We start from the raw sequence: 24,123 nt of genomic DNA, 5'->3' as shown, positions 1-24,123 counted from the left end.
GCGATGTCGTCACGCTCGCGTTCACTCCGCGCGCAACACGATCGTGGCGAGCGGCGGCAGCGTGAGCACGACCGATTGCGGTTTCCCGTGGCTTCCCACTTCCTCGGTGACGACACCGCCGTTGTTGCCCACGTTCGACCCGCCGTAAGCCGCGGCATCGGTGTTCAGCACTTCCCTCCACCAGCCGGGGCGCTGCATGCCGATACGGTAGGCGTGGCGCGGTACCGGCGTGAAATTGCAGACGACCGCCACTTCGCGCCCCGCCCCGTCGCAGCGGCGATAGGCGAATACGCTGTTTGCGCTATCGTCGCCGACGAGCCACTCGAACCCGCCGGGCTCCGCATCGAGCGCATGCAGGGCCGGCTCGGCGCCATAGAGCCGGTTCAGGTCGCGCACGAGCGATTGCACGCCGTGGTGCATCGGATCGTCGATCAGATGCCAATGCGGCGAGGCGTCGTGATTGAATTCTGCGTATTGCGCAAGTTCGCCGCCCATGAACAGCAGCTTTTTGCCGGGGTGCGTCCACATGAAAGCGAAGTACGCCCGCAAATTGGCGAATTGCTGCCAGCGATCGCCGGGCATTTTGCCGAGCAACGAGCCCTTGCCGTGCACGACCTCGTCGTGCGAAAGCGGCAGCACGAAGCGTTCGGAGTACGCATAGACCATCCCGAACGTCATGTTGTGATGGTGATAGCGGCGGTACACCGGGTCCTCGTGCATGTAATGCAGCGTGTCGTGCATCCAACCCATGTTCCATTTGAAGTCGAAGCCGAGACCGCCGTCTTCCGGGCGCGCCGTGACGCCGGGCCATGCAGTCGATTCTTCGGCGATGGTGATCGCGCCGGGCACCCCGGGCGCGTATTTGACTTCATGATTGACGCGCTTCAGGAACGCAATCGATTCGAGGTTTTCGCGGCCGCCGTAGATGTTGGGCACCCATTGCCCTTCCGCGCGCGAGTAATCGCGATAAAGCATCGATGCGACGGCATCGACCCGCAGTCCGTCCACGTGATACCGCAACAGCCACGCAAGCGCCGACGCGACTAGGAACGCGCTGACCTCGTTGCGGCCGAGGTTGTAGATCATCGTGTTCCAGTCTTGGTGATAGCCCTCGCGTGGATCCGCATGCTCGTATAGCGGCGTGCCGTCGAATTGGATGAGCCCGTGGGCATCGTTGGGGAAGTGCGCGCTGACCCAGTCCAAGATAACGCCGAGCCCCGCTTCGTGCGCGCGATTGACGAAATGCGCGAACCCCTGCGGCGGACCGAAACGCGCGGACGGCGCGAACGGCGACAGCGGTTGGTATCCCCACGATCCGCCGAACGGATGCTCGGCGATCGGCAAGAACTCGACGTGCGTAAAGCCCATGCCCAACGCGTACGGAATGAGGCGATCGGCTAGTTCATACCAATCGAGACCGCGGCGGCCGTCTTCTTCGATGCGGAGCCAAGATTCGGCGTGGACCTCGTAGATCGCGATCGGCGCGCGGGCGTTTTGCAGCGCCCCGCGATTGGCGATCCATGCGCCGTCGGTCCATGCGAATTGCTCGATCTCATGCCAATCGGCCACGATCGATGCCGTCGCCGGGGTGTGCTCCGTTTGCAGTGCGCACGGATCGGCTTTGAGCGGCAACGTGTGCCCTTCGCGTGCGACGATCTCGTACTTGTAGCGCGTACCCGCCGCGAGCCGCGGGATGAACAGCTCCCAGACGCCCGCGACATGGCGCAGCCGCATCGGATGGCGGCGGCCGTCCCACGCGTTGAAGTCGCCGACAATCGATACGCGGCGAGCGTTCGGCGCCCAGACGGCGAAGCGTACGCCCGGGACGTCGCCCTGCGTGCAGGGCCGCGACCCGAGACAATCGAGCACGGCATACGGATCGGCGCGCGCGAGACGCGAGAGCGCCTCCTCCGACAACACGGCGCCGAACGAATAGGTGTCCTCGACTTCTTGCTCCACGCCGTGCCAATCGATGCGAAGACGATAGGGTTCGTCGCGCGCAACGAGCCCGGCGAAGAGCCCGCGAGCATCGATTTGAGCAAGCTTGCCGATGCACTCGCCGCTCGCGCGCGAGATGACGGCGACGCTCGAAGCGCCGGGCAAGAGCGCACGGACGGAATGACCTGCCGTCGTGCGGTGTGGACCCAGTTGCGAGCAGGGATCGGGGTGGCGGCCGTCGACGAGCGCATCGATATCGACGGGGTGCATACCCACCGCCGGATCGCGATCGGCGATCTCGCTCACGCGTGAAGGTTGATCGTTCATGGAACCCATTTCACCAAGACTCACGTTTGCGCGGGTGCGGGGGCCGAGCCGCCGCTATCCGCTTCGCCGAGCAGCCGCGATGCGAGCACCGCAAGGCCTCGTAGGGGCAGCCCGAGCCAGGTAGGACGGTTCGCGGCCTCGTAGCGGACTTCGTAGGCCGCCTTCTCGATCAAAAACAAGTCGAGCAAAACGCCTTCGGCCTCGGGCGAGACGAGCGGGTGCACCGCATGGCCGACCGCTTCGCGATAACCGTCGAGGAAACTTTGCTGGCCTTCCTCGCGGAACCGATCGAACAGCGCGCGCTTGCGATCCGCCGTCAGCGTAGGCGCGTTCTCTGACGCGGGTTGGGCCGCCGCGCTTGCATAGGAGAGCGAGCGCAGCATGCCCGCGACGTCTACAAGCGGGCTGCGCTTCATGCGCCGTTCGTCCAAGGGACGGGCCGGCTCGCCTTCGAAGTCGATCAGATAGACGTCGCTCTGGGCGACCAGCACCTGACCCAAGTGGAAATCGCCATGCACGCGAATACGCAGCGCATCGAGCTGATGCGGGACATGAGCCTCCAGCGCCTGAATCAGCGCTGCGCGCCGATCGATGAGCGCTTGGGCGAGCCCGCGCGTCGCCTCGTCGATCGACGAATCAGTCTTCGCGACTTCGGTCGCGAGGACGTCCAGCGCATGTTCGAGCATCGTGCGCGCACCTTCCACCCAACTGCGCACGTCGGCGCGCGTGGCCTTCTCGGGCACGAACGCAGGGTCGTCGCACGGCGCGGCCAGCGCCGCATGCAATTCGCCGAGCCGCCGGCCGATCATCCCCGTGAGGGCCCGGTAGCCTTGGAACTTCTCCGCATCCGGTTCTTCGGTTTCGGGCGTGAGGGCCAGTTCGTCGATGACGCGGCGTAGATAGTCCAGTGCCCAATTCCACGCATCGCCCTGGTTTTCGATGAAACCTTGCAGCAGGGATAGCGTATGCGGGACGCCTTGCGGATCGACGCGCACCACCTCGCCGAACAGCGGGGCCGTGTTCGCGTAGCCGATTTCCGTGAGGTGCCGGCTCATTTCCGCTTCGGGGTGCACGCCGCCGATCAGCCGGCGCACGAGCTTGAGCACCGCGCGCTCGGCGATGATGAGCGAGCTATTGCTTTGCTCCGCGGAGATCCAGCGGATTTCCGGGGTGTCGCCGAGATCGTCGAGTTCACTGAAGCGCGCCGTCGGCACGAAGCGAATCTCGCTCTTTTGCACGGTGGGGATGACGGCTTGTTCGCGCAGATTGTGGAGCACGGCATGCGCGAATAGCGGCAGGGAGAACGCATCGGTCAAGTGGCCGATATTGCGCCCGCGCCGCACGCGCGCCAGCGCCAATTGCATGAAAAGCGGCACCGTGGTGTCGGTACCCCACGAGATCGCGAGCGGCAGGACGTAGCGCTCGGTGTGGCGTCCCACGTCGGCTTCGATTTCGGTGAAGGCGAAGCCGGCGTCGGGAACGGTCGTCAGCGCGGCCAAGCGTACCGAATGGAGTTTTTGATCCTTCGAGGCGAACCAGCGGCGACGGCTCAGATACGAGGGCAGCACCTCCGACTCCAGCAGCCGCACGTTTTCGGGGGTGGGCCCCGTTTGGCCGGTACGCAACACAAGCGTCACGAACTCCGGTAGCTGCTCGGAGCCCGGCTGCGCCCAGCTTGGCCGGTCTTCGCGATTGCAGAGCAAGAACCAGAGGAATCCGTACGGAGGGAACGTCAGCAGGTACGTCAGTTGTCCGATCGCCGGGAAGACCGAATCGGCCGTCATTTCCACCGGCACGCGGCCCGCGAATTCGGACAGATCGAGTTCGACCGCTTGCGGCGCACGCGACAAGTTGGCGACGCAAAGGATCGGCGCTTCGCCTTCCATTTCACGTAGATACGCGAGGATCTTCCGATTCGACGGGCGCAGGAAGCGGATCGTGCCGCGGCCGAACGCGTGCTTGGAGCGGCGCGTCGCGAGCATGCGGCGGGTCCAATTGAGCAGCGAGTGCGGGTCGCGCGTTTGCGCTTCGACGTTGATCGCATCGAAACCGTATAGCGTGCCCATGACGGGAGGCAAGACGAGCTGCTCGGGGTCGGCCCGCGAGAAACCGCCGTTGCGGTCCGACGACCATTGCATCGGCGTGCGCACACCGTCGCGATCGCCCAGGTGGATGTTGTCGCCCATCCCAAGTTCGTCGCCGTAGTAGATGACGGGGGTGCCCGGCATCGAGAGCAACAACGAATTGATGAGTTCGATACGGCGCCGATCGCGCTCCATCAAGGGGGCGAGACGGCGGCGAATGCCCAGGTTGAGCCTTGCGCGCCGGTCGCTTGCGTAGGTGTTCCACAAATAGTCGCGCTCGGAATCGGTCACCATCTCGAGCGTGAGCTCATCGTGATTGCGCAGAAAGATCGCCCATTGGCACGAGGGCGGAAGCTCCGGCGTTTGCCGCATGATGTCGGTGATCGGGAAGCGGTCCTCGCTTGCGATCGCCATATAAATGCGGGGCATGAGCGGGAAGTGGAACGCCATGTGGCATTCGTCTTCCTGACCGAAATACTCTTGCACATCCTCCGGCCATTGATTGGCTTCGGCGAGCAGCATGCGGTTCGGATACTCGGCGTCGATCGTCGCGCGGATGCGCTTTAAGATCGCGTGCGTTTCCGGCAAGTTCTCGTTACTCGTGCCTTCGCGTTCGACGAGGTACGGCACCGCGTCGAGCCGCAATCCGTCGATTCCCATGTCCAGCCAAAAGCGCATGACTTGCAGCACTTCGCGCAAGACCGCCGGATTGTCGAAGTTCAGATCCGGCTGGTGCGAGTAGAAGCGATGCCAGTAGTAGGCACCGGCCACGGGATCGTGCGTCCAGTTCGACGGCTCGGTGTCGATGAAGATGATGCGCGTGCCGTCGTACTTCTTGTCCGTGTCGGACCACACGTAGTAGTTGCGATGATTCGAGCCCGGTTTTGCGCGGCGGGCGCGTTGAAACCACGGGTGCTGGTCCGACGTGTGATTGATGACGAGCTCGGTGACCACGCGCATCCCGCGCGCATGCGCGCCTTGGATGAAGCGGCGCAGATCCGCGAGCGTGCCGTAGTCCGGGTGCACGTTGCGATAGTCGGCGATGTCGTAGCCGTCGTCGCGGCGAGGCGAAGGATAGAACGGCAGCAGCCAAATCGTGTTGACGCCGAGTTCCGCGATGTAATCGAGCTTTGCGATGAGGCCCGGAAAGTCGCCGACGCCATCGTTGTTCGCATCGAAAAACGACTTCACGTGCACTTGGTAGATGATCGCGTCCTTGTACCAGAGCGGATCGTCCGATAGCGGCGAGTTGGCTGCCTTGCGCGAGGCGCGGGCGCGCGCGCCCGATTCCGATTCCGCCAGGGCGGTATCCAAAGATTGGTCTTCACGCTTCATGATTGCTCTCCGAGGCGCCGTGGTTGCCATGGCCGAGGCGGCTTTGCGGGCCGGGCCGGTGCGCTGAGGCATGAGCGCGTTCGTCGTGCGGCAAGCCTGCGGCGGGCGCCACTCGCCAAATGGCGAAGGGCCGGGTATCGGGTTCGATCCTCACGTGCTGACGTAGCCCCTTCCATTCGAGTCGTTGGCCCGTGACGAGATCGGTGACGGCGAGTGCATCCCATTCCTGCATGCGCCAGTGTTCGAACAAATGCGACGGCAGTTCGAGATCGGCCTCTTGCGGCCCGAACGGATCGAGACTGATGGCGACGAGCACGACGTTTTCGCGCGCGGGCGTGGCCTTTTCGAAGAAAAGAATCCGGTCGTTGTGCGCGGTCAGGAACGTGAGACCGAGATGCGAATGCAGCGCCGGGTTCGCGCGGCGAATGCGGTTGAGCGTCGTGACGACATCGACGATATTGCCGGGCCGATTCCAATCCCATGCGCGTAGCTGGTACTTCTCGGAATCGAGGTACTCCTCGCTGCCCGGCAGCGCGGCCGATTCGCAAAGTTCGAAGCCGCTATACACGCCCCAGAGCCCCGACAGCGTCGCCGCCAGGGCCGCGCGAATCATGAAACCCACGCGGCCTTGCGATTGCAGGTGACGGGGGTTGATGTCGGGCGTATTGACGAAAAAGTTGGGCCGGAAAAATTCGCGGACGTTCGTTTGCGTGAGCTCGGTCAAGTACTCGGTGAAGTCGCGTTTCGATTCGCGCCAGGTGAAGTACGTGTAGGACTGCGAAAAGCCGAGCTTCGCGAGGCGATACATCAATCGAGGGCGTGTGAATGCCTCCGAGAGAAAGATGACGTTGGGCTCGCGCGAGCGGATATCGCCGATCATCCACTCCCAAAACGGCAGCGGCTTCGTGTGCGGATTGTCGACGCGGAAGATTCGCACGCCGGCGTCGACCCAGAAGGCGATGATGTCGCGCAGCGCGATCCACAGCGCCGGCTTCGCATCGTGCGCATAGAACTCGGGATTGACGATGTCCTGATACTTCTTCGGCGGATTCTCGGCGTAGCGTAGCGTCCCATCGGGGCGCCAGGCGAACCACGTCGCGTGCTCGGTCAGCCATGGATGATCGGGCGCGCATTGGATGGCGAAGTCGAGCGCGATCTCGAGCCCGTGTGTATGCGCGGCGGCGAGCATGCGCTTGAAATCGTCGAGCGTGCCGAGCTCGGGATGCACGGCCGTGTGACCGCCCTCGTCGCTGCCGATCGCATACGGGCTGCCTACGTCGCCCGGTTGCGCATTGAGCGTGTTGTTGCGCCCCTTGCGATTGATCTTGCCGATGGGATGGATCGGCGGGAAGTAGAGGACGTCGAAGCCCATATCCCGGATGCGCGGCATTTGGGCAATGACATCGTCGAACGTGCCGTGGCGCGAACCGTCGCCGCTCATCGACCGCGGGAAGATCTCATACCAGCTGGCGAAGCGCGCCGCGGCGCGCTCGGCGTCGATGCGATAGATGGTCGTGTCGCGCGAGAGGAACGGACGATGCCGAGCCTTTGCGACGACCTGTGCCGTCTGCGGCGAGAGCACTGCATCGAGGCGTGCGGCGTGGCTTGCGTGCGAGAAGCGCTTCGCGATTTCCTTCAGTTCGGCGATGGCCGAGCGCTGTGCGGCGTATTCGCGATGGTCCTGGTGAATCTGCTGCTGCGCGCCGGTCTCGTCGGCGGTTTCGGCTTCGGCCAGCACGCGGGCGAGCAGATGCCGCGCTTCTTCGAGTTCGAGCTCCACCGATTGATTGGCATCGAGCTTCTTGCGAATGTGATCGACGAGCGAGGCGAAATCGTCGCGCCACGCAACGACGGTGAACTCGTAGCGTCCCACGCGCGTGAGCGTAATCCGGGCGCGCCAGAGGTCGAGCCCGGCCGGCTCGACCGGATGCATGGGGGCTTCGCGCCAAGCCGTTTCGTCGGTCGCGCGCCAAATGACGGCCGCCGCGATCTTGTCGTGCCCTTCGGCGAAAATCGCCGCGCCGACGTCGATCTCCTCGCCGACGATCCGTTTGGCGACGAAACGTCCTGCATCGACGCTGGGCGTCACGCTCTCGATCGCGATGCGCGGCGCCGCGATCGCCTCCGTGGCCGACGCCACCGAGCCGCGCTTGGTCGCGCGTCGTACCGCGATGTTCGGGCAAGGCTGCGCGCGATAGACGAGCACCTCGCCCGGCGCGAGCGTGAAGGGCGTTAGCGGCTCGGCTTCTTCCGTGCAAGGGCTCGCGAGCGGCTTGAACGCCATGAAGCTGCCCGGTACGCCGTCGAGAAAACGCGCGGGCTCGACGAACGCGGAGCGGCTCAAATCGGGATTCGCGATCAGCAGCACAGCCTCGCGGGCTTCGCGCAGGTCGGGGGACTCGGCGCGTACGACGGCCGCGACGTTGGCGCCGGCCGCCGACAGTTGCCGCAGTTCGCCGACCGTCGAGAGCAGCGGCGTTTGCTGACGGAGCGCATTGGTTTGCTTGACGGTATCGCTCAAATCGAAACGCGCGCCAGCGCACGCTTGGCGATATCGATCGACGCTGCCGGCCGTGGCGACGTAGGAGAGCGGTTCGGCGATCCCATATTCGAAGCCCATCGGCATGAGCCACCCGGTACCGAGTGAAGCGCTCGTCGCAATCGCGCGGCGGTAGGCGCGTTCGATCGCAGTTGCATCGGCGGCGTGAGAGATTTCGCTTACGAGACGAGGGCCGTACGGCGCCTCCGGGAACGCGATCGGTGCACCCACGCGTGCGAGTGCCGCATGCTCGTCGCCGAGCCAATCCTCGCGGAAGTCCCACCAGCGTATCGAAGAAAAGACGCTATCGAAGCGCGCGCGAGCGAGCGCGGCGAGGTCGCCGCGCGAGAGTCCCGGCGTGGAAGCGAGCATGCGCACGGACTCGCGGTGTGTGTGCACGGCCGCGCGCAGCTCGAGCCAGACGTCGACGGGTACGCGATGCGGCGAGTCGAAGCGAAAGCCGTCGACGCCCGCATCCGTCAACGCCGCGAGCCGCTTGCTCCACCAGGCACCCAATTGCTCGGCCGCATGCGGATCGCCGAAGTTGGCATAAGCCGCATTGTCTTCGTGCGCCGAGTGCCGCGGATCGAGCCGCACGCGTGCCGGCTCGTACGGATGAAACCATGCCGGATGGGCGCGCGGCAGTTCGCCGTCGGCCGCGACGCGATCGAGGACGAGGTCGATCAGCAGCGACAGGCCGGCGGCATGCGCTTGTTCCGCAAGTCGATGCAGGCCTTCGTCGGCGTTGCCCGACGCGCGAAAGCTCGGATGCAAGCGGGCGTAATCGGCGACGAGCTGTAGGTTCCCGGCTTGCCCCGTGGCGAAGGGCGAGCCGATCAATATGTGGTCGAAACCTAGCGTTGCCGCTCGCTCGCAGTGGACGGGCCAAGCCTCGAGCGGCCCGACGAGCAGGGGATGAACAAAATAAATACGCGGCGCATACGCGAGACGGTGTTCCATCGGTCCGTTCCAGTTCGTCGGCGATGTGGATGCACGTTCCACGTGCGATCGCATCGCGTTGTCAGGCGGCGCTCGATGACCCGCGCGCCGGCGCGGGCTTGCCGCCGGGAGGGCGGCAGGCATGAGCGCGCGAGAAAGCGGGAAGCACGATGCATGCCGCCGTTCCCCGAGCGGGGTCCGCGTACGACGAACGGAAGGCGTCGATGGCGTTAAGTATGCGCGCGTCGAGCGATGCCGGCATGAGGTGTTGCACGGGCATCGGGACCCGTCATCGACTAGTCTTGATGGAACATTCGCCCGTTTTGCGCGGTGTAAATGTGACAGATGCAGGCGCGTTTTTACAGCGATGCCCGGCGCCGCTACCGGATGCTGCCGAGTGACGGCGGCTGTCGCTCGCGTGCGCGATTTGTGCGCAGGCGAAAACGGGAAAACAAAAAGGAGACGCCATGCGGAAAAACACGCCGTTTCTTTGGTTCGAAGATCAGGCAGAACAAGCGGCGGCGTTCTATACGTCGGCATTCGAGCGATCTCGGATCGTCGATGTCGTCCACTACCCGAACTCGGGCTCGGACTCGGGGCGCGGCGAAAAACGCCGCGTCATGAGCGTGACGTTCGAACTCGACGGACAGACGTTCATCGCCTTGAACGGTGGCCCGAGCCCGCAATTTCCGTTTTCTCCTACGATGTCGTGCTCGATTCATTGTCGGACGCAAGACGAAGTGGACGCGCTCTGGATGAGGCTTGGGGAGGGTGGCGAATGGCTTCAATGTGGCTGGCTGAGGGATCGATTCGGCGTGACTTGGCAAGTGATGCCGGCGGTGGTCGACGAGATGTTGCGCGACGACGACCGCGAGCGCGCGGGGCGGGTGATGCACGCGATGACCCGTATGTGCAAACTCGAAATAGAACGGTTGCGCCAAGCGTACGAGGGCGCGGCCGGCTAATGCGCGCGCGGTGACGCGGTCCTAGGCGGCCGGATGGGGCGCCTCGGTCCGGGCCCTTTCTCGCCGCCCCTGCTATTCCGGACAAGATCGTTTTCATCGTTCTTGCGATACCTATCCATTTGCGTATGCCGATTGTCTAAATACTGCGACGCGGCTATAGTCGCAGCCAATGGGTGAAACCTGAGGGTTACTACTGATAAGAAAGACCGCTACGGCTAGGGCGGCACGAAAAGACCGAGATCGGGGGCGAGGACCGTCGGCCAAGGCCGGCGGTGTCATGGACACCATGCTGGAGCCCATATGAGAGATGCTCGAACCAGCGAGCCGCAGCCGGCTGCCGCTCGCAGACATTTTCTGCTGAGCGCCGGTGCGTCGGCCGTAGCGCTCGCCTTCACGGCGGCCGTCGGGCTACCGTTCACGTTTTCGAGCGCGTTTGCGTTCGCCCCTCCGGCCGGCGGCGGTCTCGATGCTTTCACTGCGCTGACCAAGCAATTGACGGGGCGCGCGACTCTCGATGCCACGCTCGCCTCGCGCATCTACAACGCCCTGTCCAAATCCGACAGCGCCTTCGTCTCCAATGTCGCCGCGCTGAACACGTGGCTCAAGACTCATGCCGGCGTGCCGAGCGACCAAGTGGTGCCCGTGCTTCAAAGCCAAGATCCCGTCTTGGCCAAGGCCGTCGTCAATATCGTCCGTGCCTGGTATCTCGGGCTCGTCGGCCAGATGCCGACCGTCCAAGTGGTGGCTTACGAACATGCGCTGATGTTCGATCCGGTGAACGACGTGCTTACGATTCCCTCGTATTGCCGGGACGTGCCGTTCTACTGGACGCAGAAACCGGCCGGCGTTTGACGCCGACATCCGAGACGCGGCGCGGCGACGAGCCCGCGCTCGCTTGCCAACCCCGTGCGGCACTGCTTGAGAACCGAGAAGGCGAAGCGTCATGGGAAACAACACTTCGGCCGACGTTGTAATCGTCGGTTCGGGCGTGGCGGGAGGACTCGTCGCGCATCGGCTTGCATCGGCAGGTGTCTCCGTGACCATGCTCGAGGCGGGTCCGCGCTTCGCGCGATGGCAGATCCTGCGCAACTTTCGCAACTCGCCGGCCAAGGGCGACTTCGCCGCGCCGTATCCGTCGATGCCGTATGCGCCGCATCCGGAGTATTCGCCGGCCAACCAATACCTGATTCAGAAGGGGCCCACGCTCTACAACGTGCAATATCTGCGGCTCGTGGGCGGGACGACGTGGCATTGGGCTGCGGCTGCTTGGCGCTTGCTGCCCTCCGACTTCAAACTGAAGACGACCTACGGTGTGGGCCGCGATTGGCCGTTTCCCTACGAAACGCTCGCGCCCTGGTATGACGCGGCCGAGACCGAACTCGGCGTGTCCGGGCCTGCTTTGTCGATCGATCTCGGTTCGCCGCGTACGAAACCCTATCCGATGCCGCAGTTGCCGCTGTCGTATATGGACGCCCGCTTTTCGCAGGTGCTCAACGGCAACGGCTTCAAGGTCGTGCCCGAACCGATGGCGCGCAACAGCCGGCCCTACGACGCGCGCCCCACCTGTTGCGGCAGCAATAACTGCATGCCGATTTGTCCGATCGCAGCGATGTACGCGGGCATCGTCCATGCCGACAAAGCCGAAGCGGCCGGTGCGAAGTTGATCGACCAGGCCGTCGTCTATCGAATCGAAGCCGATGACAACGGCCGCATCACGGCCGTGTATTACAAAGACCCGAAGGGCGCGACGACCCGCGTCGCCGGCAAGCTCTTCGTGCTCGCGGCGAACGGTATCGAGACCCCGAAGCTCATGTTGATGTCGACTTCGAGCAAGTTTCCGAACGGCATCGGCAATCGTTCGGATCAAGTGGGCCGCAATCTGATGGACCATCTCGGCACGCTCGTCCGCTTCATGGCCAACGAACCGCTCTGGCCCGGACGCGGCCCGATGGAGATGACGTCTGTCGTCAATTTTCGAGATGGGGCGTTCCGCTCCGAGTACGCGGCGAAGAAGCTGCATCTGTGGAACGGCGAGGGGACGATCGGCAACACGCAGGCATTGATCGACAAAGGCGTGATCGGCACGGATTTGGATCGGCAGATTCGCGAGCGCGGCGCGCGCCGGCTGACGATCAACAGCTTTCACGAACAGTTGCCCGAGCCTCAGAACCGTATCGTGCCGTCGGCCGATCATAAGGATGCGCTTGGCATTGCCCAGCCCGAGATTTCCTATTCGATCAGCGACTACGTCAAAAAAAGCGCGGCCGACACGCACGAACGCTATGCGCAGATCGCCGATCTATTCGGCGGCACGGAGGTGACATTCGGCGATGTCTTATATCCGAACAGCCACATCATGGGTACGACGATCATGGGGGCCGATCCGCAAGATTCCGTGGTCGATGCCGATTGTCGGACGCACGATCACCCGAACCTGTTCCTCGCGACGAGCGGCGTCATGCCTTCGGCCGGTTCGGTCAATTGCACCCTGACGATCGCCGCGTTGGCGCTGCGGCTGGCCGATACATTGACGCATCAACTATGACCTGATGACGAAGCCATGACACAACGAGCACGAATCCGCGGCGGGCAAGCCTGCCTTATCCATCTCGATCCCTGCATGCAATACCGCAAAAGAACGAACTAGGCGAAGCGCTTATGGCAAACACACCTTCCGCCGACGTTGTCGTCGTCGGCTCGGGCGTGGCGGGTGGTATCGTCGCGCATCAGCTCGCGTTGGCGGGCGCCTCGGTCCTCATTCTCGAGGCCGGCCCACGCCTGCCGCGCTGGCAGATCGTCGAGAACTTTCGCAACTCGCCCGCCAAGTCGGATTTCGCGACGCCGTATCCGTCGATGCCCTACGCGCCGCATCCGCAATACGCGCCGCCCAACGGATACTTGATCCAGAAAGGCGACTATCCGTACGACTCGCAGTATTTGCGGCTCGTTGGGGGGACGACGTGGCATTGGGCCGCGGCTGCTTGGCGCTTGCTGCCGTCCGACTTCAAGCTGAAGACAACTTACGGTGTAGGCCGCGATTGGCCGTTTCCTTATGAGGCGCTGGAGCCGTGGTACTACGCCGCGGAAGTCGAACTGGGCGTATCGGGGCCCGACGTGTCGATCGACCTAGGCTCGCCGCGTTCCAAGCCCTATCCGATGGCGCAGTTGCCGCTCTCGTATATGGACGCGCGATTTTCCGAGGTGCTCAATGCGAACGGTTTCGCGGTCGTGCCCGAGCCGGTCGCGCGCAATAGCCGCCCCTACGACGCGCGCCCCACGTGCTGCGGCAACAACAACTGCATGCCGATCTGCCCGATCGCCGCGATGTACAACGGCGTCATGCACGTGGAGAAAGCGGAAAAGGCCGGTGCGAAGCTGATCGATCGAGCCGTCGTCTATCGGATCGAGGCGGACGACAAAGGGCTCATCACCGCGGTTCACTATAAGGATCCGTCGGGCGGTACGACGCGCGTCACCGGCAAGCTGTTCGTGCTCGCGGCGAACGGCATCGAGACGCCGAAGCTCATGTTGATGTCGACGTCCGACAAATTCCCGCACGGGATCGGTAACGGCTCCGATCAGGTCGGACGCAACTTGATGGACCACCCAGGCACCGGCGTGAGCTTCCTCGCGAACGAAGTGCTATGGCCGGGACGCGGCCCGATGGAGATGACGTCTGTCGTCAATTTTCGAGATGGATCTTTCCGTTCCGATTACGCCTCGAAGAAGCTGCACTTGTCGAACGGCGTGCCGACGATGGCAGTCGCTTCGGCGTTGATCGGCAAGGGCCTAACCGGCGCGGAACTCGATCGGCAAATCCGCGACCGGGCCGCTCGTACGCTGACGATCAATAGTTTCCACGAGCATTTGCCCGAGCCGGGCAACCGGATCGTGCCGTCGTCCGAGCACAAGGACGCGCTCGGTATTGCGCAACCCGAGATTTACTACTCGATAAACGATTACGTTAAAAAAAGCGCGGCCCATACGCACGAGCTCTATGGGCAGATCGCGAATTTATTCGGTGGTGCCGAGGTGGCGTTCGACGATCGATTCGCACCGAACAACCACATCATGGGCACCACGATCATGGGCAGCGATCCGCAAGATTCGGTCGTCGATGCGGATTGCCGGACGCACGAGCATCAGAACTTATTCCTTGCCACGAGCGGCGTGATGCCCACCGCTGCTTCGGTCAACTGCACGTTGACGATTGCCGCGCTGGCGCTGCGGCTCGCCGACAAGCTCAAGCATGAACTGTAATTGCCCGACGACTTCACGAGAGTTCCGATGACGAATTTGCGACTGAGTTCCGACGCGACCGACCTGCGCCAGCGCCCGATGGGAGGCGATAGGCGGCGCCGTCCGATTCGCATGAAGGGCTTCGCCGCGGCCTTTTCGGTCTTCGCGTTGTACCTCGCCTGGCATGCGCCGACGGGCGGCGAGGGCGGGGCAGCCGACGAATTGCCGATGTCCGCCGCGCAAGCACAAGGCGCAAGCCAAGTCGCGACAGCCGGGGCATCGGCACCGCTGGCGGTCTCTGTGGCCAGCGCCGCGGTAACGGCAAGCGTGCCGTCGCCGTCGAATGCAGCCGGCTCGGCACCGATGGGCGCCGGTAGCGAGGCGACGACGGGTGCGGGCGGCCCCCCGGGAGGTTCGGGCGCGAACGCCGACGGAGCGGCACCCGTGGACGCCGCGATGACCGATCTCGCGAAGCGAGGCGAATATCTTGCGCGAGCGGGCGACTGTATCGCTTGCCATACCGCCGACAAGAGCCGGCCCTTCGCCGGCGGGCTACCGATGGGTACGCCGTTCGGCACGCTCTATACGCCGAACATTACGCCCGATCCGGAGACAGGTATCGGCCGCTGGACCGACGCCGAGTTCTTACGCGCGATGCAACAGGGTATCGGCAAGGGCGGCCAACACCTGTACCCGGTGTTCCCCTACACCGAATACACGCGCGTCACCGAGCGCGACTTGCTTGCGATTCGCGCGTACTTGAATACGTTGCCGCCGATCCGCTATACGCCGCCGCGCAATGAACTCAGTTTTCCGTTCAATCAGCGCTGGCTCATGATCTTTTGGAATCTGTTCAATTTCCGCGAAGGCCGCTTTGTGCCGGATCCGAAGCAGAGCCCGCAATGGAATCGTGGCGCTTATCTCGTCGAGGGACTGGCGCATTGCGAGGAATGTCATACGCCGCGCAACTTCACGCAGGGTTTGAGTTCGCACGATCGCTTCTCGGGCGAGGCGCAAGCGGGCTGGCACGCCTTCAACATTACCCCCGATAAGGCTGGTGGCATTGGCAACTGGAGCGAGCAAGATATCGTCGATTACTTGGCGAAGGGTGCGGTGCCGGGGCGGGCGAATGCGGCCGGCCCGATGGCCGAGGTAGTCGAGAACAGCACGCAATATCTAACGAGTGAGGATCTGCGCTCGATCGCCGTCTATTTGCGCTCGGTGCCGCCCGTTGCGGGCGGTCAAACGCGGGCGCGCGACGAGCGGGGACGTCCGGCCGACGACGTCCTACGTCTGCGGGGAACGCGCGTCACGGGCATCGACGGCGCGCAGCTGTTCGCGGGGAACTGCGCAAGCTGTCATAACTGGACGGGACAAGGCGTCGGTGCATCGGCGCCGCTCGCCTATCCCTCGTTGATCCACAATAGCGCGGTCGGTGCGTCCGATGCCGGCAACTTGGCGATGGTCATCTTGCACGGGGTGAATCGGCGGACAAAAGATGCCGACGTGATGATGCCCGCCTTTGCCGATGAATTGAACGATGAACAAATCGCGGCGATCACGAATTACGTGACGCAGCATTTCGGGGATCCGAACGCGACCGTGACCGCGAGCGACGTGGCGAAGCTGCGTCAACATTAGCGGTAGCGCGAGGGCCGGCGCGACAGCGCGCATCGATGTCTCGAACACCGGCGCGTCGCGCCGGACTATGATGGGCCGTATGAATATGACCAGCGAGGCCTACCCTATCGTCTGCCGGCACGCGGCCAATACCGCGGGCCGCGATTTCGTCGTCGGCGATCTGCACGGGTGCGTCGACGCGCTGCGTTATTTGCTGCGCGAAATCGTGTTCGACCCGGCCTGCGATCGGCTTTTTTCGGTTGGCGATCTGATCGATCGAGGCAGCCAATCCGAACAGGCACTCGCGCTGCTCGATAAGCCGTGGTTCTTCCCGGTGCTCGGCAACCATGAGGAGGCGTTGTGCTTGGTGGCGGAGGGCGCCATGCGGCACAGCACGTGGAACGGCCTTGGCGGCGAGTGGGCGCAGGCGTTGCCCGATCGAGTCTTGCGCGCATACGCCAGGCGCTTGCGCACGTTGCCGCTCGTGCGCGTCGTCGGCAACGGCGAGCGGCGGTTCAATGTTCTGCACGCGGAGTTTTTCGGCGACGATGCCGCGCTCGACAGCGGCCTGTTCACCGAGCGAGTGCGCCAGCAATTGCTGTGGGGCCGCGAGCTCGCGCTCGGCAGCGGTATTGTGGAGCGGCAAGCGGGGCTGTCGCCCACTTACTGCGGCCATACGCCGATGCGCGAGATCGGCCGAATCGGCGCGCAGATCTTCATCGATACCGGCGCGTTCGCCTCGACGGGCAAGCTGACGGTCACCGAAGCGCTGACTTCGCGCGCCTGGTCCGTCTCGCTTGCTCGGGCGGTGGAAGAGGGCGCGCCTCAAATGTCGCTGCCGTAAGTCGCGGCTCGCGCGTCATCCGATCTGATTCAGCTCGAACACGCTGTCGATGGCATTGCCGTTCCAGTTGTATTCCAAATAGGCGGCGTGGCGGCAGTCGCGCAGCAAGGTCGTCTTGAAGGCGGCCAAGCATTCGCCCGACGTATCGCGCACGGACGGATACACGATGCCCGCCGCGCCGGCTTGCCGAAGCCGCCGTCCGAGCGCTTGGCCCGCCGAATAGTCGATTGGCGAAAGCACGGCCGGATCGATCGTCGGGTCGTTGCGCAAATCGATTGCTTCGCCGCGTGCGAGTACCGTATAGAGCCGCATTTGTTGGCGCAACGGCGCCTGCTTCGTTGCAGCCAAGAACAAGCCCGAGTGATACCGCGTTTCCGCAACCGCCGTTCGCGCCTCGCGCGCGCAGTAGAACACGCCGTAACTGCCGTCGGAGAACCTGCTGCCGAGCGGATTCAAATGTGTGAACGCAGCCATGATCGGACCGCATCCGGGACCGAAGCAGCGTTCCTCGGGGGGAACGAGGTCGAGTTCGCCCACCTCCGTGCGCAGCCGATCGTTCGTCATCGCTTCGAGCGCATAGAGCGCGTCGAAATCGTCGGACGAGGCGACGCGATCGAACAGGTTGACGGCAGGAAAGCGCGTGGGGATGACACGGTACGCCGGCGTCCAATCGAGCCGGACGGCAGGGGGCAAGTGAATGTCGCGTTTTTCCGTCGTCACGCCCAGCCGCCTCGCATTGCGTCGAGATATTGCCGGACGGCGACGAGGTCGCTGACGTTGCCGGCCAGCATCCGGTCGAGCGCGCTGCTGCCGCCGAACGGCGGTGCGCTATTGGGCCGCTTGACCCATGTATCGGCCGCGGCCGGCTCCGGCAGCAGGATTTGCAATGCCTTGTAGATACCGAGCAGCAGCGATAAACGTTCGAGCGTATCGCGCGAAAGCCGCGCCGAAGCCGGCGCGGCTTTCCACTTGAAAAACGTCGAGCGGCCGGGCGAGCCGAGCAAAACGATTTGCTCGTCGATGGCGAGTCCCCAATCTCGGGAGATATTGAAGAACGCCCGCAAGCCCGCCGCGGACATCTCCGCCATCGACGGGGCGGCAATAGGCGCCTGGCCGCGCGGATGCGCTTCGGCGGCGGAAAAGCGATGAGCGGCAGCAGGCGACATGATCGATCTCTAATTGAACCACGATTCGATCTTAGTCTATTTATGGATTAATGCAAGGCGATCTGGGGACGTGGTTGCGATCTTCCAACAGTGAACGGTCAGCTCGCCGTTTAGCCGGGACCGGCTGTCTGCGGGACGCTTCTTCGTCCGGCATTGGACGTGCCTGACGGCCAGCATTGGGAGAGCAAGAGTCCCGCAAGCATGACGACGGCGCCGATCAGCGCCCGCGGCGACAGCGTTTCGCCGAGCGCGAGCCAGCCCGCCAGCGCGGCAAACACCCCTTCCATGCTGAAGATCACGGCAGCGTGGGCTGGAGCCGCGTCGCGTTGCGCGATGACTTGCAGCGTGTAGCCGATGCCGACGGACAGCGCGCCGCCATAGACGATGGCGGGCCACGCTTGCACCAGCGCTGGCGCGCGCACAGGTTCGAACGCCAACGCCACAGCCAGGCAGACGATGCCGCACGTGGCGAATTGGACGAGCGCCAGCACGAGCGGGTCTCGCAAACGCGCGAACCGGCCGACGAGCAGGACCTGGCCGGCGATCACGATGGCGCAACCGAGCTGATAAAGATCGCCCGCGCCCACTTCGAACGACGATTGGACGCTCAGGAAGTAAAGCCCCACGGCGGCGAGCAGCGCCCCGAGCCACGTTGCCGCGCGCGTGCGATGGCCGAGCGCGGCGCCGGCGAGCGGCACGATCACGACATAGAGAGAACTGATGAAACCGGCGTTGGCCACCTTCGTGTATTGCAAGCCGATCTGTTGCAGCGAAATGGCCACGGCGAGGATGAGTCCGAGCGCGATGCCGGGCAGTGCGTCTTTCGGGCGACGAGCAAGCTTAGCGAGGTCGATACGCGAGGCGCGAGCGCTCGGCCGCAGGCACAGCGCGAAGACGACGGCGGAACCGAGTATGAACCGCAGCCCGGTAAAGAGGAACGGGCCGATGGCGTCGAGGCTTAGGCGCTGCGCGACGAAGGCGGAGCCCCAAATCATGGCGGCCGCGAGCATCAGCAGATTGGCGCGCGTGTGCTTTTTCGTTTCCTCGGTCGAATGAAACATGTGTGTGGCGGTAGCGGGTCGGGACAAAGGAAAGACTTTACGTGAGTTAGCCGTCCCGCTGCACTGGCCCGCTAGCTGAGGTAGATTGACGGCACGCGCCATGGGCGCCTAATTCGCATTTCATTGACGGGGGAAGCGATTCGATGACGACCACGATACGCAAGATCGAAGCACGCGACGAAGCGCGTTGGCGGGAGCTCTGGGACGGTTACACGCGATTTTACGAACGCGAACCGTCGGAGCCGGTCACCCGGCACGCATGGTCGCGTATCCTCGATGAGCGTTCGCCCGTGCATGCGATCGTCGCCGAGCGAGAAGGCGTCGTAGTCGGCATCGCGAACTACGTCATTCATGAAAGCACGTCGTTGCTGACGCCCGTTTGCTATTTGCAGGATCTTTTCGTCGATCCGGCGATTCGGGCCGGGGGTGTGGGCCGCCAACTGATCGACTGGTTGCTCGACGAGGCTAGGCGCCAAGGCTGGTCGCGCGTGTACTGGATGACGAAAGAGAACAACTACCGGGCGCGCGGTCTCTACGATAGTTTCACGCCTCGCAGCGAGTTCGTTCAGTACCGTATCGATACGCATTGAGCCGGGCAGCCTCGGCGCACGGCCGGTCTCGTTCTCGGATCTAGCCTCGCCCAAGCGATTTGGCCAGCGTACGCAGTGCGTCGACCGAGCGCGAATCGCGCACGCGCGAGTACATCACCACATGCGATTCGGGCAGCGGCGGTAGGCCGAACTTTTCCCCGACGTCGACGACCCCGGGCGGTGCGACGCGCCGGGCTAGTGCCGACACGGCGAGCCCGGCCGCGAGGGCTGCCCCGACGGCGGCGATGCCGCCGCCGACGAACGTTTCCTCCCATTCGATAGACGCGCGTTCTAACGCCCGCTGCGCGGCGACTCGTACACCGCAAGGTCCCGAGAGGACGGCGAGCGGGAGCGGCGCGCCGGCCGGCGGCGCCCAATGCGGCGCCGCGAGCCACGCGAGCGGTTCGACGAACAGCGGTTCGCCGTCCGGCGCGCCGCCCGTTCCGACGGCACGCGCCGCGACTTCCTCTGGCTCGTGCCGGACGATTGCCGCGTCGAGCCGTCTATCGTCGTATTGAGCGACGAGCGCGGCGGACGAGCCCAAATGCATCTCGATCACGAGCCGCGGATCGTGCCGATGCAAACTCGCGACGATCGGCGCGAGATGAGGCCCGGCGACGTGTTCGCTAAGGCCGATCTTCAATCGCCGGCGTTCCGTGCCGAGCGAGCCCCATGCTCGCTCGTGCGCTTCGAGCAGCTCGCGCGCGGCATCCAAGAACGCACCGCCAGCCGGGGCTAGGCGCACCGAGCGTGGGGTGCGCTCGAAGAGCGGCTTGCCGATATGGGCCTCCAGCCGCTTGACCTTTAGGCTCACGGCGGACTGCGTCGTCCCGAGCAGGTCGGCGGCGCGCGTGAAACTGCTTAAGTCGGCGACATGAACGAACGCCCGCACGGCGTCGAGATCGAGCAGATTCATTTCGAATGTAAATGAGAGAAATGTTGTTTGATTTCTGTTCATTATGGATGAGGTTCCTTATGCTGGCTACATCGATCACGCAAAAGGAGAACCGCTATGCCGCTCGCTCGAATCTCGCTTCCGTCCGGCCGTACCGATGAATACAAAAAGAGTCTGGCCGACGGCGTGCTGCGCGCGCTCGTCGAAACGTTCAACGTGCCGCAGGACGATCAGTTCATGGTCCTGAGCGAGCATGCGCCGCAGGACTTCATTTACAACCGCGGCTACCTCGGGATCGAGCGCAGCGACGGTTTCGTGATGATTCAGCTCACGGTCAGCAACACACGGCCGCTCGAGAAAAAGCGGGCGCTGTATCGCCGTATCGTCGAATTGTTGGCGGACAACCCGGGCATCAGAAGGGAAGACGTCTTCATCAATCTCATAGAAGTGTTGCCCGAGAATTGGTCGTTCGGTAACGGCGAGGCGCAATACGTCAAGGACTGACGGTATCTTTGCGCGGCCAATGGCTTGGGCAGCTCGGGCATTGTGCTCGACGGCCGTTCATGGCCGAGAAAGCGTGCTCCCTTACGTTGCGTCAACCTCTCCGGCCGCAGGCGTGTATATCATGAATGATGCACATCTGCGGGAGAGGAGGGAGCATGTCGGGCACCGTCGAACTCGTGCTTGCGGTCGAGGCCATGTCGGCGAAAGAGTGGATGGCCGGCCCAGTGGTCTCTGCCGACGCAAGCCGCACGGCACGACGTAGTCACGCCGCCGCGCGCCGTGGCCCCTCGGTCGCGCCTAAGCGCGGCGCCCGGACGAGTGCAAGCGCGGCAGCGGGCACGCCGGACGACGTCGGTACCGCGATCGCCGATGCGCTCGGCAGAATGCCGGGCATCGAGGCGATCGACGCTGTGCGGCGTTCGACCGCGCGCGTATTTGCCGAACCTGCGGGCGCCTGGCGTGTCGCGTTGACGGCGGCCGACGACGGTTCGCGCCATATCAAAGCCGCTCGCGCGCATGAACTCACGCCGGGGGTGTTCCGATGCGAGACGGTTTGCGACGAGCCGCTCGATGCGGGAATTGCGCTCGCATTGAGCGATGCCTTCCCGCAAGTACTCAAGGATGCGCTCGGCAAACCGGGCAAACTCGCGCCGTCTCCGGCCCTCGCGATGCGCCGCGGTATCTGGCGCTGGAGCGGTGCCGATGGCGCCGTCGTCGAACTTGAGCTGAGCGACGCGCGCGCGCTCTTCGATAGCGTCGAGACGACGGCGACGGCTCGAGCGGCCGAATCGGCCGAACTCGCGCAAGGTGCGCAGGCGGCACCGGCTCCCGATGCAAAGTCGCCCGAACCTGGGCAGATGCCGATCGCGTTCTGCGAATTGCGGCTCATCGCTCGAATCGAGCCGGCGTCGGCAACGAACGAGCCGGCGGCGGAGGCTTCGAGCGGCGTGACGACTTCGGTTGCGACTGTGGGCCGTGGCGCACCGGCCGGCGGGGACGCTGCGTCCACGTCGCCGCGAAACGCGCGCGGCGAATCGGAGTCGATGGCCATCCACGCGCTGTTCGCGGCGGCCAGTGCGCTCGTCGATGCGTTGCCGGTTTTTCCGGTTCTCGAGAGTGGGTGCGAGCGCGCCTGCGCACCGAGCGCGGAACGGGAGCCGGCCCGCGCCGTGCGCACCGATTTGTCGGATGTGAAGACGCCGCATGGGGCGCTGACCGCCGTCGCGGCGAGCGTGGCCCGACAATGGTTCGGCAACGAAACGGGCGTGCGAGACGGCGTCGGCACCGAAACCGAATTCGTGCATCAAATGCGGGTTGCTTTGCGCCGGCTCAAGACGTTGTTAAAGACGTTTCCGAAGTGGGCCGATGAGCGGTGGGAGCGTACGATCGTTCCCGAACTCGATTGGCTGGGCGGTTTGCTCGGTCGCGCGCGCGATTTCGACGTATTCGTGGACGCCACGCTTCCTGCGCTAGCCGGCGCGGATGTCGATGCCGCCGCTTGGGCGCCGCTGCAAGCACGCGCCGCTATCCGTCGCCACGAAGCGCGAGAGCAGGTGCGCTCCGCGTTGCGCTCGCGTCGATACGCGGCGCTTTCGCTGGCTTGGCTGCAATGGCTCGCGACTCAACGATTCTCGACGGGACCGGCCGACATGGCGGGCAAGCCGCTTGCCCGTTATGCGGCCAAGCGCGTGCGTAAGCATTACGCGCGCTTGATCGACAAGCCCGCGCTGAGCGATTTGACGCCCGCCGAGCGGCATCGGCGACGCATCGAAGCTAAGCGCTTGCGCTATACGCTCGAGTTTTTCGAATCGCTGGCCTCGCATAAGACGCGCCGCGCGGTATCGAAGCAACTCGGCCGAATCCAAAGCGTGCTCGGCGACGGCAGCGATGCGACGGCGGCCTTGCATTTTCTCGAAGTGCTCGACGTGCCGCCGTACATACACGGCTTCGCGCGCGGCTGGTGCGAGGCGGTCAATCGCTGGTCGGCGATCGAGGGCGAGCGGCTGTTGGAAGCACTCGGCAAGCCGAAGATCCTACGCGACGCATAGCGCCGGCCCCGACGCGTTGGGGGGCGCGCAGCAAGGCTGAAGCAAGGGCGGAGATCGGCCGCCTATAATTCCGACTTCTTTTGGCCTTGCTATCTGCTCATGAGCGATCAACCCCCATCTTCGGCTCGTTCCGTTTCCGGCAGCCTCGGTGCCGCGCCGCTCGAGCTTGGCGGCTCGGTGTGGCTGCGCGCGGGGCAGCAGACGCTCGGCGGGGCCGCGCGGATTGCCCTGCTCGCCGCGATCCGCGATACAGGCTCGATCACGTCTGCCGCGAAGGCAGTCGGCATGAGTTATAAGGCGGCATGGGATGCCGTCGATGCAATGAACAATCTCGCCGGCGAACCGCTGGTCATGCGCGCCGTGGGCGGCAAGGGCGGCGGCGGCACGACCCTCACGCCGCGCGCTCACCGCTTGATCGAGACGTTCGACGCCGTGGAGCGCGAGCATCGCAAGTTCATCGAACGCGCGAGTGCGGCGATCGAGCACTTCGCCGGCGATTGGGCATTGATCGGGAGAATCGGCATGAAGACGAGCGCTCGCAACCAACTTTACGGGACCGTATCGTCCGTCAAGCGCGGCAGTGTCAACGACGAAATCTCGCTTGCGCTTCCCGGCGGGCAGGCGATTGTCGCCGTGGTAACGCACGAAAGCACGGAAACGCTCGGGCTCGCGGTGGGTGCGCCTGCGTTCGCGCTGGTGAAGGCCTCATGGGTGATGCTCATTGCCGACGATGCCGATGCGGGACAGCCGCTGCGTGTGTCGGCTCGCAATCAACTAAGCGGCGTCGTCACCCAGGTGACGCGTGGGGCGGTCAATGCCGAGGTGTCGTTGGCGCTCGACGGTACGGCCGGTGCATCGCCCGATATCAATTCCACCGTGGTCACCGCGGTCGTGACCAATGAGAGTGCCGACACGCTCGGACTTGCCGAAGGCAAGCGGGCGACGGCAGTGTTCAAGGCATCCAGCGTGATTCTCGGCACGGCCGATTAAACGCGGCAGGAGCGTGCTGCCGGTAACCGCGCGCGTTGT

17 protein-coding genes are annotated in these 24,123 nt (G+C 64.3%); 10 read left to right on the top strand and 7 right to left on the bottom strand.

Features of this window, described 5'->3' with window-relative positions; genetic code table 11:
- Positions 1–21: 21 nt before the first annotated feature.
- The 3 genes from glgB to AB1286_RS30600 are packed head-to-tail and all read right to left on the bottom strand — an operon-like array spanning position 22 to position 9,183.
- Entirely contained in the window at positions 22–2,235 is a 2,214-nt protein-coding gene (gene glgB, locus AB1286_RS30610; protein ID WP_430367370.1) for a 1,4-alpha-glucan branching protein GlgB, read from the bottom strand.
- Positions 2,236–2,285: 50 nt separating this feature from the next.
- Complete coding sequence (treS, locus tag AB1286_RS30605) at positions 2,286–5,684, bottom strand: maltose alpha-D-glucosyltransferase (protein ID WP_430366935.1); 3,399 nt, start codon at positions 5,682–5,684, stop codon at positions 2,286–2,288.
- The gene (locus AB1286_RS30600) at positions 5,674–9,183 is read right to left on the bottom strand and encodes a maltotransferase domain-containing protein (protein ID WP_430366934.1); all 3,510 of its coding nucleotides are present in this window, start codon (positions 9,181–9,183) and stop codon (positions 5,674–5,676) included. Before AB1286_RS30600 ends, treS begins: the two co-directional genes overlap by 11 nt.
- A gap of 446 nt (positions 9,184–9,629) precedes the next feature.
- Between AB1286_RS30600 and AB1286_RS30595 the strand changes: the two genes are divergently transcribed.
- The 6 genes from AB1286_RS30595 (at position 9,630) to AB1286_RS30570 (ending at position 16,830) form a co-directional block, all read left to right on the top strand.
- The gene (locus AB1286_RS30595) at positions 9,630–10,127 is read left to right on the top strand and encodes a VOC family protein (protein WP_430366933.1); all 498 of its coding nucleotides are present in this window, start codon (positions 9,630–9,632) and stop codon (positions 10,125–10,127) included.
- A gap of 300 nt (positions 10,128–10,427) precedes the next feature.
- Positions 10,428–10,979 carry a sugar dehydrogenase complex small subunit gene (locus AB1286_RS30590; RefSeq protein ID WP_430366932.1) on the top strand — a complete coding sequence of 184 codons (552 nt, stop codon included), beginning with the start codon at positions 10,428–10,430 and terminating at the stop codon, positions 10,977–10,979.
- A gap of 91 nt (positions 10,980–11,070) precedes the next feature.
- Entirely contained in the window at positions 11,071–12,672 is a 1,602-nt protein-coding gene (locus AB1286_RS30585; protein ID WP_430366931.1) for a GMC family oxidoreductase, read from the top strand.
- A gap of 113 nt (positions 12,673–12,785) precedes the next feature.
- A complete protein-coding gene (locus AB1286_RS30580; RefSeq protein ID WP_430366930.1) occupies positions 12,786–14,387 on the top strand; it encodes a GMC family oxidoreductase in 1,602 nt (533 codons plus the stop codon).
- A gap of 27 nt (positions 14,388–14,414) precedes the next feature.
- Entirely contained in the window at positions 14,415–16,007 is a 1,593-nt protein-coding gene (locus AB1286_RS30575; protein WP_430366929.1) for a c-type cytochrome, read from the top strand.
- A gap of 85 nt (positions 16,008–16,092) precedes the next feature.
- The gene (locus tag AB1286_RS30570) at positions 16,093–16,830 is read left to right on the top strand and encodes a metallophosphoesterase (RefSeq protein ID WP_430367369.1); all 738 of its coding nucleotides are present in this window, start codon (positions 16,093–16,095) and stop codon (positions 16,828–16,830) included.
- A gap of 15 nt (positions 16,831–16,845) precedes the next feature.
- On the opposite strand, the gene AB1286_RS30565 is transcribed toward AB1286_RS30570, so the two are convergent.
- From AB1286_RS30565 to AB1286_RS30555, 3 genes are all read right to left on the bottom strand, one after another.
- Positions 16,846–17,556, bottom strand: a complete 711-nt coding sequence (locus AB1286_RS30565) for an RES family NAD+ phosphorylase (RefSeq protein WP_430367368.1) — start codon at positions 17,554–17,556, stop codon at positions 16,846–16,848.
- Entirely contained in the window at positions 17,547–17,996 is a 450-nt protein-coding gene (locus AB1286_RS30560) for an MbcA/ParS/Xre antitoxin family protein (RefSeq protein WP_430366928.1), read from the bottom strand. The genes AB1286_RS30565 and AB1286_RS30560 overlap by 10 nt, the downstream gene beginning before the upstream one ends.
- A 110-nt stretch (positions 17,997–18,106) precedes the next feature.
- Positions 18,107–19,057: a DMT family transporter gene (locus tag AB1286_RS30555; RefSeq protein WP_430366927.1), complete on the bottom strand. Its 951-nt coding sequence runs from the start codon at positions 19,055–19,057 to the stop codon at positions 18,107–18,109.
- Between the two features lie 143 nt (positions 19,058–19,200).
- Here AB1286_RS30555 and AB1286_RS30550 point away from each other — a divergent pair, with 143 nt between their 5' ends.
- Complete coding sequence (locus AB1286_RS30550; RefSeq protein WP_430366926.1) at positions 19,201–19,647, top strand: N-acetyltransferase family protein; 447 nt, start codon at positions 19,201–19,203, stop codon at positions 19,645–19,647.
- A gap of 40 nt (positions 19,648–19,687) precedes the next feature.
- Here AB1286_RS30550 and AB1286_RS30545 read toward each other — a convergent pair whose 3' ends face one another.
- Positions 19,688–20,563, bottom strand: a complete 876-nt coding sequence (locus tag AB1286_RS30545) for a LysR family transcriptional regulator (protein ID WP_430367367.1) — start codon at positions 20,561–20,563, stop codon at positions 19,688–19,690.
- A gap of 96 nt (positions 20,564–20,659) precedes the next feature.
- Between AB1286_RS30545 and AB1286_RS30540 the strand changes: the two genes are divergently transcribed.
- The 3 genes from AB1286_RS30540 (at position 20,660) to AB1286_RS30530 (ending at position 24,084) form a co-directional block, all read left to right on the top strand.
- Positions 20,660–21,046, top strand: a complete 387-nt coding sequence (locus AB1286_RS30540; RefSeq protein ID WP_430366925.1) for a tautomerase family protein — start codon at positions 20,660–20,662, stop codon at positions 21,044–21,046.
- Between the two features lie 155 nt (positions 21,047–21,201).
- Positions 21,202–23,094, top strand: a complete 1,893-nt coding sequence (locus AB1286_RS30535; protein ID WP_430366924.1) for a CHAD domain-containing protein — start codon at positions 21,202–21,204, stop codon at positions 23,092–23,094.
- Positions 23,095–23,193: 99 nt separating this feature from the next.
- A complete protein-coding gene (locus AB1286_RS30530; protein ID WP_430366923.1) occupies positions 23,194–24,084 on the top strand; it encodes a TOBE domain-containing protein in 891 nt (296 codons plus the stop codon).
- Positions 24,085–24,123 lie beyond the last annotated feature (39 nt).

The sequence above is a fragment of the Trinickia sp. NRRL B-1857 genome (assembly GCF_050470685.1).
GTDB lineage: Bacteria > Pseudomonadota > Gammaproteobacteria > Burkholderiales > Burkholderiaceae > Trinickia.
This window is presented reverse-complemented; position numbering and strand designations above follow the sequence as displayed.